Raw genomic sequence first — 11292 nt, 5'->3', positions numbered from 1 at the left:
TTTGCAACGTGTTCTTCTTTGCAAAGTTAGTTGAGGCCGTGCCCACGGAAAGCGAAGTAATTAGTCGGAGCATTGCCAATATACATCAAACATTTCAAAATAACTACTTCGCTTAACGCAGTCATTGTACTGATTTTATACTTTCTTAACTTTTAAAAAAGATGCTGAGACAAAAGAATGAAGAAACAATAAAAAACTCCCCTTCATGTAGATACAGGTTTTTATTTTTTAATCTGTCTACCTTAAGGGGAGCATATCACAATCCTATTTATTCTGATTTTAATTTATCAACAATGAAATCTAATTGATGACTTAATGCAATTGGATCGGAAAAATACATATTTTGGACTTTATAATCATAAACATTCCCGTTTTTAACTGCAGGTAAGTTTTCCCACATTGTTAACGAGGTAACATCTGACTTCCGTTCTTCTGTATCTCCATTTTCTGATTCTCTTACACCAATGAATATATGATCGGCTTCTTCTAGAAATTCGGGCACAGCTTCTAATGAAATACTTGCCCAACCTTCATCTTTTGCTTCTTCAGCAGCCTTTTCCGGAGCACTCAAACCAAGTTGATTGTAAATAATTTCTCCGCCTCTTCCGTAAGACTCACCAAACAAGTATATTTCTTTTTCAGCAAGTTCAATAATAACGACTTTTTCATCGTTCTCAATGACATCTGCTATTTCTTTTTTCTTTTCTTCTACTTTCTCATCGAAGGTAGCAAAATAGGCCTTTACTGCTTCCTCTTTATTTAATATTTTTCCGAATTCAGTAAGCATTTCTCGATAATTATAAGTACCAAAAGGAATTAACACAGTAGGAGCGACTTTTGCAAGCTGTTCATATTTATCTTCTGAATACGTAATAATTAAGTCCGGTTTAAGTGCAATTACCTCTTCTATGCTAATTGACGTTTTATCTCCTACATTTTTCGTATCAGATAATTGATCTTTAAAATATGGGGAATCAAATATCCAGCCAGTAGTTGCAATTGGTGTTACTCCTAGAGCTAATGCATAACCAACATAATCCTGATCAGCGACTAAAACTCGTTCTGGATTTGCCGGAATTTCTACCTCTCCATTTGGACTTTCATATACACGTGTTTGCTCAGCTTGTTCCTCTGATTGTTTTGTATCATCCGCTTTACTGTTCTCTGCTTTTTCTTCTTTATCACTATCTCCACAAGCTGCTAGCAGAAAAATTATTAATAAACAGAAACTGAATGGAAGTATCCGTGAAAATTTCATCTATAATCCTCTTTTCTTTTTCATTTTTTATTAACCTTACGATTTACTCAACAAATATAGAAAATATGGTGCTCCAATAATTGCAACTACAATTCCGGCGGGTATTTCAGATGGCTGTAAAATTGCTTTTCCAATAGTATCTGCAGCAAGTAATAGTAGAGCCCCTGCAACAGCAGATAACGGTAATAGAAAACGGTGATTTGGTCCAATTAATTTTCTTGCTAGATGTGGGCCTATTAAGCCGACAAAGGCGATGCCTCCACTAACAGATATACAAGCAGAAGCTAATCCAACCGAAGCAGCGACTACCTTTAATCGCTCTTTCTCCACGGAAACCCCTAGCCCTGTAGCCACTTCATCACCAAAAGTTAAGACATCAAGCGTTCGTGCTTTCAAAAAGATATATGGTAATAGAATAATCATCCATGGTAATAGCGTAAATACGAAGCGCCATTCAGCCCCCCAAATCCTTCCTGCCATCCAAACTGCTAACACATCATACTTTTGTTCTGGAAGTTGTAAGGAGACAACTAATAGAATTGCATTTAATCCAGCTGCTATCGCAATTCCATTTAACACCAGACGATTAGGTAACAAGCCATTATGCCTATCGTAAGCTAGCATGTAAATAATAATCGCCGTACTAATGCCACCAATTAAGGATAGAAACGGCAGTAGACCAACGGGTATACTTTCGCCAACTGGGTAGTATGCTAATGCTAAAACTACCATTAGTCCTGCACCTGTAGTTATCCCTAATATTCCCGGCTCTGCTAAAGGATTACGTGCTACTCCTTGCAAAATACAGCCGGAAACTGCTAGCCCCGCACCAACTAACATAGAGATGATAATTCGTGGAAGTCTAAATTCAAATAAAATCAATTCTTGCTGGGCGGTCCCATTTCCAATGATTGTTTGTAGCAATTCAGAAGGGGATAAACGGATCGCGCCAATATTAACACTAATAACAAAAGTAAGCACAATTAAAACAATAAATATAAGTAATATAAGAATCCGTTTTCTTGTTCGTTCATCTTCGGACCGTATTCCTATAGAGCGCATCACAGATTCCTCCTTTCTTTTCTAGCAACATAAAGGAAGAATGGAACACCAATTAAAGCAAATAACGCACCAATTGGCGTTTCTTGTGGTGCATTAATCATACGCGCACCTATATCTGCTATACAAGTAAGAAAGCCGCCTATCACAGCTGAGCATGGAATAATAAGCCGATAATCAACTCCAACAAAAAAGCGGGCAATATGCGGAACAATTAAGCCAACAAAACCTATTGGACCAGCAACTGCGACAGCAACTCCAGCTATTAACAACACGATAATAAAGCCTGCTGCACGTACAAGCTTCGTCCGCTGTCCTAATCCTTTGGCTACATCATCACCAAGACTTAGGATCGTAATTGATTTCGATAACAGCATAGCTGCAATCAGCGCGCCGAGAACCCATGGAAACATTAATTTTAACTGTGTCCATTTCACACCTGCTATACCGCCAGCAAACCAAAAAGCCAAATCCTGACTTAAACTGAAATAAATGCCTATACCTTCACTTAAAGCTGTAAAAAATGCTGTTACAGCAGCTCCAGCTAACACTATTTTTACAGGTGTTACTACTCCTTTTCCCATCGAACTAATACCAAATACAAGAACGACACTTACACCTGCACCTATAAATGAAAAGAGAATTAATCCATTGTAAGACATCCCAGGAAAGAGCGCAAAGCAAATGGCGACCATAAAGACCGCTCCTGCATTGATCCCTAATATTCCTGGATCAGCTAATGGATTCCTTGTCATCCCTTGCATCATCGCTCCAGCTACAGCAAAAGATGCACCAACTAAAACTCCAGCTAAGGTTCTAGGAAGTCTTAGTTCCTGAATAATGGAGTGTGAAGTACTGGTTGGATCATAATGAAATATCGCTTCCCATACAGTGGAAAATGTAATATCAGCTGCACCTATAGAAATAGAAAGTGTCAGAGCAAATATAGTTGCGATAATACCACCAATTAAAATAATCATTGCTGGCAGTGGTCTAGATTTAATAGATTTCGTTGTTGTATGTAGATCGGATGTCCGAGACTCTGCAGCCATATTTCTTCCCACTTCCTTATCAAAAAGAACCATCTAACCTAATGAAATTGATAATCATTATCATTTATATAGTAGCAATCCTTGATCACTTTGTCTACATCATTTTAGAGGTTTAAAAGAATTTTTTCTAGATGATTGTTTGAAGTCACCAGTTTTTCGTTAATGTTCCTTTGAAGTTCACTGATGCTCACAGATTAATCCTCATCCAGCGACAACTAAAATAGAAGCGTGCCGATTTATATAATTCCGGCACGCTTTTAGAATAAACTATTTAATTACTTCTTTTCCGCCCATATAAGGTTTTAATACTTTAGGGATCTCAACAGTACCATCTGCTTGCTGATAATTTTCGAGGATTGCTGCAACAGTACGACCAATCGCTAGACCAGAACCATTGAGCGTATGCACGAATTCCGGTTTAGCTTTTACATCTCTACGGAATCGTATCCCCGCTCGCCTAGCTTGGAAATCCTCAAAATTAGAACAAGAAGAAATTTCACGATACGTGTTTTGACTAGGGATCCAAACCTCAATATCATATTTTTTTGCTGCTGTAAAACCTAGATCACCAGTACACATGCTCATAACACGATATGGTAGCTCTAATAACTGTAATACTTTTTCTGCATGTCCAGTCAACATTTCCAATGTTTCATAAGATTCTTCTGGTTTAACAAAATGAACAAGCTCCACTTTATTAAATTGATGCTGGCGAATCAATCCTCTAGTATCTCTACCTGCTGATCCTGCTTCAGAACGGAAGCACCCACTAAATGCGGCATATTTTTTTGGCAAGTCATCACTAGATAAGATTTCATCCCGATGATAATTCGTTACTGGTACTTCCGCGGTTGGTGCCATAAAGTAATCCCAATCAACTAATTTAAATGCATCCTCCTCGAACTTCGGCAGCTGTCCTGTTCCGGTCATACTTGTACGATTTACCATATATGGTGGAATCATTTCCTCATAACCATGTTCATCCGCATGTAGATCCATCATAAAATTCCATAAAGCACGCTCTAAGCGTGCCCCTAAGCCTTTGTAGAATACAAAACGGCTGCCAGTCACTTTCCCTGCACGTTCAAAATCCAATATACCCAAATTTGTTGCGATATCCCAATGTGGTTGAGCTTCATAAGCAAAGTTTGGACGTTCGCCCCATTGACGCACTTCAATGTTATCATCTTCATCTTCACCAACAGGTACACTTTCATGTGGAATGTTTGGAATGGATAGCATAATTTGCCCCAATTGTTCCTCGATTTCTTTTAAATTTTTATCCAGTATAGCAATCTTTTCACCAACCTCGCGCATTTCCTTGATAGCTGGCTCTGCATCTTTCTTTTCTCTTTTTAATACAGATATTTGTTTCGATGCTTCATTTCGCTTTGCCTTCAGCTGTTCTGTTTCAGCTATAAGCTTACGCCGGTTTTCGTCAAGGTCCTCAAAACGATCCAGCTCTGATAAATCTTCGCCACGATGGGTTAATTTTGCTTTCACTTCTTGAAAATTGTTTCGTAAAAATTTCATGTCTAGCATTACAATTGTCCTCCTTAGTTATGTCTAATAAATAAAAATCAAAAAACTCCCGTCCCTAATGAAATAGGGACGAGAGTAAAATTCCCGCGTTGCCACCCTGATTGAAGAGAAATCTCTTCCGGCTTATCGTTTTAACGGTACGTCACCGGGTTTACTTACTATCCAAAGAATTCCATAAACCAATTCAAGGATGGATTCATAGCTATCTAATATCGATTCACACCAACCATCGATTCTCTTTAAGAAGATAAACTACTACTATTTCCTGTCAACATCGTTTTATATAGGTATTATATTACATCATAGCTGATTTTTTATGTATATGCAACTATCATTTTTTTGCAACTGCGCACCCCCATCCCTCGTTTGTTGTCGTCCATAATGCCAAAGATGTATCTGGAAGAACATTTTTTGCTACAGCTACCATATCCTATCGCCCAACATGTTGAAGCGAATGTAATGGAGCAAGGTGTTGACAACCAAAAAGAGAATAAAAAAAGGCTCAGACATAGTACGCTAATCAAAAAACCGAACGATAATTCGAAGCAATGGTACCGTCCCCTGGAAGTTAAAGTGAAAAATCTAACTTCCGGGATAACCACCTTTAACTAGCATTCGAATTCGTTCGGTCTTATTCTGATTATAAAACTCCTACATGCAAAGAAAAAGCATTTGAGTTATGTCTCATCAGGTTTACTAGTGTTAAGTACTTGCTACAGCTTTCTTAACCATCTGAACAAAATAAGCAATCATCCGATTATCATCTGTTAATTCAGGATGAAAAGCTGTTGCTAGATAGTTACCTTGTCTAACTGTAACAATGTGTTCGTTATACGTAGCAAGTATCTCTACATCGGGTCCTGCTTTAACAACATAGGGCGCGCGAATAAACACAGCATTAAAATCTGCTGCAATACCATGCACCTCTACATCGGCCTCAAAACTCGCAACCTGACGTCCAAATGCATTACGAGCAACTTCCATATCAATTAGTTTTAAATGTGCAGTATCTTGATCCTTTATGGCAGTCGCCATTAAAATCATTCCAGCACACGTGCCAAAGATAGGCTTACCTTGCTTACCAAAATCTTGAATAGCATCAAAAAAGTCATAGCTGTCAATTAATCTTCTAATCGTTGTGCTTTCACCGCCAGGAAGAATTAATCCATCAATCTCAGCTAGCTGTTCTTTTCGTTTTATCTCTATTGCATTAGCACTACAAGCCTTTACAGCCCGAAGATGCTCGCGGACTGCACCTTGTAATGCAAGCACTCCAATTGTTGTCATATGGAATCCTTCCTTCTATTCACTACGATCCTGCATACGATCATGTGCTTCAATGGTGCTCATTTCAATACCTTTCATGGCAACCCCAAGGTCCTTAGAAAGTTCTGCAATCAATTTATAATCTCGGTAATGTGTTGTCGCCTCTACAATGGCCTTAGCAAACTTGGCAGGATTTGCAGATTTGAAGATACCTGAACCAACAAATACACCATCAGCCCCTAACTCCATCATGAGTGCAGCATCACTTGGTGTCGCTATCCCACCAGCTGCAAAATTAACCACAGGTAGACGGCCATCCTCACGAATTTCGATTAGTAATTCGAACGGTGCACCTATCTCCTTGGCATAAGTCATCACTTCATCTCTTGACATCGCAGTAAGCTTCCTAATTTCTGATTGTACCTGACGCATGTGACGAACTGCTTCTACAATATTCCCTGTTCCAGGTTCACCTTTGGTACGTAACATGGAAGCACCCTCGCCAATCCGACGTGCCGCTTCTCCTAGATTACGACAGCCACAAACAAATGGTACGGTATAATCTGATTTATTAATATGATACACATCATCAGCTGGTGTTAAGACTTCACTTTCATCAATATAGTCAACACCCATTGCTTCTAACACTCGTGCTTCTGTGATATGTCCAATGCGTGCCTTTGCCATTACAGGAATCGAGACAGCATTTAGCACTTCTTCTGTTATAGTAGGGTCCGCCATACGAGCGACACCACCAGCTGCTCGTATATCAGATGGAACACGTTCAAGAGCCATTACCGCAACTGCTCCTGCTTCCTCAGCAATCTTCGCCTGTTCAGCATTGACAACGTCCATAATAACGCCGCCCTTTTGCATTTCTGCCATACCACGTTTTACACGTTCTGTACCTGTATGAGACATATAAACTCCCCCTTGTTATAAAATAACTATATCAGATGATCAATTTTTCCTCTTTAAGAAAAATTGATTAGAATAAGCCTTTCACCCAATCAACTACTGTCGTAAATAAATCAGCAAAGAAATCACCAATTGCTCCAAGTGTTAACATAAACCAGTTGGATTTTTCAACTGTTTCATTCGCTACAACATCTACCGTACTATTACTATCTTTAATAATATAGCCATAGTCATTCTCGCCCTTATATTTAAGCTGTGCTGTCCCAATCTTTTCTCCCTTTTTAATTGGTGCAGTCAATTTGCCCTCTTTATTTAACAAATCTTTATTTATTGTATATTCCATACTATATTTATCTTTTTCATTAGGCTTAATAGGTATCGTTATTCCTTCTTTAATAGAAATATCAACCTGATCTTCCTTTCCTTTCGCTACTGGAAGGGAGGATTTACCTTTTACTTGATGTCCTGCCGGAAATACCTCTGTGCTTTCAAACTGTTGGAAACCATAATTAAATAATTTGGCAGTCTCCTCAAATCGCTTTTCTTCACTATCCGTTTGCATCACAACTGAAATCAAGCGCTGATTATTTTTTTTAGCTGTTCCTGTAAAGCAGTAACCAGCTAAATCAGTATATCCTGTCTTTAACCCATCTACACCTTCATAATAAAATTGCTCTAAAAAGGTTGTTTTATGCGGAAGCATGTGGTTCCAATTTCGGATCTCTTTTCCATCAAATTCGGTGGATGGCATGCTAGAAACCTCTAACGATTCTGGATAGTCATTTACTAGATGATAGGCAAGTAGCGCAGCAGATTCCGCAGAAAGCAAGTTTGTACCATTAGGATCTGTTCCTTCTGGATGGTTTTTTCCCAATGATTCATTGTCTAAACCAGTGGAATTAACGAATTTAAAGTCAGGAAGCCCCATTTCCTCTCCCTTTTTATTCATCATTTTCACAAATTCCGCTTCTGAACCTGCAATCAATTCAGCTAATGCAATCGAAGTAGCATTATCAGAGTTGATTGCCATTGCGTTATACAAATCTTTTACTTTATAATCCTTCGATTGTTCTAATCCTATTCCTGAAAAAGAAGCATTAGCAGAAATGCTGTATGGATAGTCACTAATCTGTGTTGTTGTATCCCAGCTGATTTGACCCTTTTCGATGGCTTCCCATACGAGATATTCTGTCATCATTTTGGTCATACTAGCTGGAGGAAGAGCCACATCCGCATTCTTGGCAAATAAAATTTTACCAGTATTTGCATCTACTAATATCGCAGATTCTGCCTCAATATCCAATGTTTCTGCAGCATTTGCAGTAAATGGCTTTGCAATGATAGAAACCATCATTACCATCGCTGCTAGTAAAATGACGAAACTCTTTTGTAGACTATGTTTCAACTTTCTGTACCTCCAACCTGTAGTTTAACCTCTATGTTTGTTGCACACTTTTTCAATTTAAGGATGCACTTAGTTATTTTACCATAGAAATAGACAAAAAAATAGACAGGGAAATATCCCCATCTACAATTTTTTCATCGACTAGTACAAAGTTTGTCGTAAAGACTATATAGAATAATTAGGTGCCTCTTTGGTAATTTGTACATCATGTGGATGACTTTCCCTTAGCCCCGCATTTGTAATTTTTACGAATTGAGCATCTTCTCTTAGTGCATCAATAGTTTCTGTACCACAATAACCCATTCCAGAACGAAGTCCGCCCATTAATTGATGAATCGTATCAGCAAGTGGACCTTTATAAGCAACTCTACCTTCAATTCCTTCAGGGACAAGCTTCTTCACATCAGAGTCCTCTTGGAAATAACGATCTTTTGAGCCTGCCTTCATTGCACCAACAGATCCCATTCCTCGGTAAACTTTATATTGTCTTCCTTGGAAAATCTCCGTTTCACCAGGGCTTTCGGAAACACCTGCAAACATGCTACCTAGCATAACCGCATGAGCTCCTGCAGCCAATGCTTTTACAATGTCACCTGAATACTTGATACCACCATCTGCAATAACAGGTACATTATATTCAGCAGCTGCTTGCGCACAATCATATACTGCTGTAATTTGTGGAACACCTACACCGGCTACGACACGTGTAGTGCAAATAGAGCCAGGGCCAATTCCTACTTTAACAATCGATGCTCCAGCCTCAATCAGCTCTTTCGTTGCTTGAGGTGTTGCTACGTTACCTGCAATAATATCTAATGACGGATAAGCCTTACGTACTGCTTTTACTTGTTCGATAACCCCTTGTGAGTGGCCATGAGCTGTGTCAATAACGATAGCGTCAACGCCAGCTTCCACAAGCTTTTCAATTCGTTTCATAGCATCTCCTGTCACACCAACTGCTGCACCTGCTAATAGTCTACCTTGCGCATCTTTTGCTGCATGTGGAAACTCAATTACTTTTTCAATATCTTTTATAGTAATTAATCCTTTTAGAACCGTTTGATCATCCACTAATGGCAGCTTTTCAATTTTATATTGTTGGAGGATTTGTTCAGCTTCTTCTAAAGTTGTACCAACTGGTGCTGTTACCAGATTTTCACTTGTCATCACTTCTGAAATCAATATAGAATAATCTTGAATAAATCGAAGATCACGATTCGTAAGTATTCCTACAAGCTTCTGTTCATCCGTGTTATTAACAATCGGTACACCCGATATGCGAAATTTACCCATCAAATGTTCTGCATCATATACCTGATGTTCTGGAGTTAAAAAGAATGGGTTTGTAATTACGCCACTTTCGGAGCGTTTAACACGATCTACTTGCTCTGCTTGCTCCTCAATCGACATATTCTTATGAATAATACCAATTCCACCTTGTCGAGCCATTGCTATTGCCATCGATGCTTCTGTTACAGTATCCATTCCAGCACTTATTAATGGGGTGTTGAGCTTTATATTGTCCGTTAGTTGTGTACTTACATCCACATCCTTTGGCAATACCTCTGATTTTGCAGGCATTAACAAAACATCATCAAACGTTAAACCTTCTTTAGAAAATTTATCTTCTCGCATGCTTATCCTCCTTATAAGTTTAGATAACTATCTAGGCTTTTCACTACACCCTTATGTATGCAAGAACCGAACTTGCATACACTAGTAGTACTTCTATTTTTATTTACAATACGCCAACATATTAGCTTTTTCAACAAGAGATTGTTGGAAATAAAAAAATAAATAGATTCAAAATTTTTTAATAGTTAAGAGGTATCATCTATGAATCCGATTATCTCCTTTGTTAATTACTTACAATCCCAACAAACTGCACAAAGCTATTTATGCCATTGTTATACACAGTTAAAACTTCCAGATCCGGAAGCGAAGAGCTATGAGAATTGTAATGCCTTTATCTATTATTTAAACCATGGGAACCGATTTTATCAGCAAGGAAGGAAGTCTGATCCTTTTATGCAGCCGATTCTTTATTTTTATGGGATGGTGCACTTCATTAAAGCCTGCTTATTAACCAAACGCCCAAATTATCCTGAGTCGACCAACTTATTAGCTCATGGTGTAACAGCTAGGAAAAGAAAGAAAAAGGATTATACATTTATGAATGATGAGGTAAAAGTACAACATAATGGCTTATTCCCTTACTTTTCTGAGCATTTATACGAGCAAACGATTCCATTTGAAAAAAGAAGTATGAAACATTTATTAGCAGTAATACCAGAAATGAATCAACTCTTTCAATTTCAAGGGGAACATAAGATGGTACCTGTCGGAAAACAATATTCCAAACTATTAGAGTTTCCAGCTCATTTACTGGATTCCTATCATTTAACAGATACAGCCTTTATTCGCCGAATTCAACCATACCTACCAAATATAAAATATTATGATTACGATGATCGTATGATTCGAATGGAGGTTACTGATCCAGTTAAAAAAGTAACTGGCCCATTTTTCGTCCACAGTTCTACAGAACAATTATTTTTCCCTTTAAAACGTGAAGATTATCTGTCCATTCACGAAGTGATGGTACATTATTTGATTTTATATAATCTAAGCATGCTTTGTCGTTATGAAACAGAGTGGTGGGGAGATTTATTCGTCGCAAAACCCGACATCGATTATCCATTCATTTTGTACTTCTTAGAATTAACGTCAACTAAAATGCCACTTCTATTAGGGGAAAATTTATACGATCAACGAAAAAAATTGTAAGAGAG

The 11292-nt window shown here is 38.2% G+C and carries 10 protein-coding genes and 1 other annotated feature; of the genes, 2 read left to right on the top strand and 8 right to left on the bottom strand.

Annotated elements, in window-relative coordinates:
• Positions 1 to 268: 268 nt before the first annotated feature.
• The 4 genes from RVS70_RS15505 to serS form a co-directional block, all read right to left on the bottom strand.
• Positions 269 to 1258 carry an ABC transporter substrate-binding protein gene (locus RVS70_RS15505; RefSeq protein WP_034678560.1) on the bottom strand — a complete coding sequence of 330 codons (990 nt, stop codon included), beginning with the start codon at positions 1256 to 1258 and terminating at the stop codon, positions 269 to 271.
• 36 nt (positions 1259 to 1294) lie between these two features.
• Entirely contained in the window at positions 1295 to 2320 is a 1026-nt protein-coding gene (locus RVS70_RS15500; protein ID WP_321133933.1) for an iron ABC transporter permease, read from the bottom strand.
• Positions 2320 to 3369, bottom strand: a complete 1050-nt coding sequence (locus RVS70_RS15495; protein WP_026680136.1) for a FecCD family ABC transporter permease — start codon at positions 3367 to 3369, stop codon at positions 2320 to 2322. The genes RVS70_RS15500 and RVS70_RS15495 overlap by 1 nt, the downstream gene beginning before the upstream one ends.
• 267 nt (positions 3370 to 3636) lie before the next feature.
• The gene (gene serS / locus RVS70_RS15490; RefSeq protein ID WP_026680135.1) at positions 3637 to 4911 is read right to left on the bottom strand and encodes a serine--tRNA ligase; all 1275 of its coding nucleotides are present in this window, start codon (positions 4909 to 4911) and stop codon (positions 3637 to 3639) included.
• Positions 4912 to 4973: 62 nt separating this feature from the next.
• Positions 4974 to 5192 (bottom strand) — a binding site (T-box leader).
• Between the two features lie 130 nt (positions 5193 to 5322).
• On the opposite strand from serS, the gene RVS70_RS15485 reads away from it, so the two are divergent.
• A complete protein-coding gene (locus RVS70_RS15485) occupies positions 5323 to 5523 on the top strand; it encodes a hypothetical protein (protein ID WP_026680134.1) in 201 nt (66 codons plus the stop codon).
• Between the two features lie 90 nt (positions 5524 to 5613).
• Here RVS70_RS15485 and pdxT read toward each other — a convergent pair whose 3' ends face one another.
• The 4 genes from pdxT to guaB all read right to left on the bottom strand — a co-directional run bounded on the left by pdxT (position 5614) and on the right by guaB (position 10135).
• A complete protein-coding gene (gene pdxT / locus RVS70_RS15480; protein ID WP_026680133.1) occupies positions 5614 to 6198 on the bottom strand; it encodes a pyridoxal 5'-phosphate synthase glutaminase subunit PdxT in 585 nt (194 codons plus the stop codon).
• 15 nt (positions 6199 to 6213) lie between these two features.
• Positions 6214 to 7098, bottom strand: a complete 885-nt coding sequence (gene pdxS, locus RVS70_RS15475; RefSeq protein ID WP_026680132.1) for a pyridoxal 5'-phosphate synthase lyase subunit PdxS — start codon at positions 7096 to 7098, stop codon at positions 6214 to 6216.
• Positions 7099 to 7165: 67 nt separating this feature from the next.
• A complete protein-coding gene (locus RVS70_RS15470; RefSeq protein ID WP_026680131.1) occupies positions 7166 to 8500 on the bottom strand; it encodes a serine hydrolase in 1335 nt (444 codons plus the stop codon).
• A 165-nt stretch (positions 8501 to 8665) separates the two neighbouring features.
• Positions 8666 to 10135 carry an IMP dehydrogenase gene (gene guaB / locus RVS70_RS15465; RefSeq protein ID WP_026680130.1) on the bottom strand — a complete coding sequence of 490 codons (1470 nt, stop codon included), beginning with the start codon at positions 10133 to 10135 and terminating at the stop codon, positions 8666 to 8668.
• 201 nt (positions 10136 to 10336) lie between these two features.
• Here guaB and RVS70_RS15460 point away from each other — a divergent pair, with 201 nt between their 5' ends.
• Positions 10337 to 11287 carry a YaaC family protein gene (locus tag RVS70_RS15460; RefSeq protein WP_026680129.1) on the top strand — a complete coding sequence of 317 codons (951 nt, stop codon included), beginning with the start codon at positions 10337 to 10339 and terminating at the stop codon, positions 11285 to 11287.
• Positions 11288 to 11292 lie beyond the last annotated feature (5 nt).

Source organism: Virgibacillus sp. M23, from assembly GCF_034190895.1.
GTDB lineage: Bacteria > Bacillota > Bacilli > Bacillales > Amphibacillaceae > Virgibacillus > Virgibacillus salarius.
The sequence above is the reverse complement of the archived record's forward strand: the minus strand, read 5'-3'. Positions and strand labels throughout refer to the sequence as shown.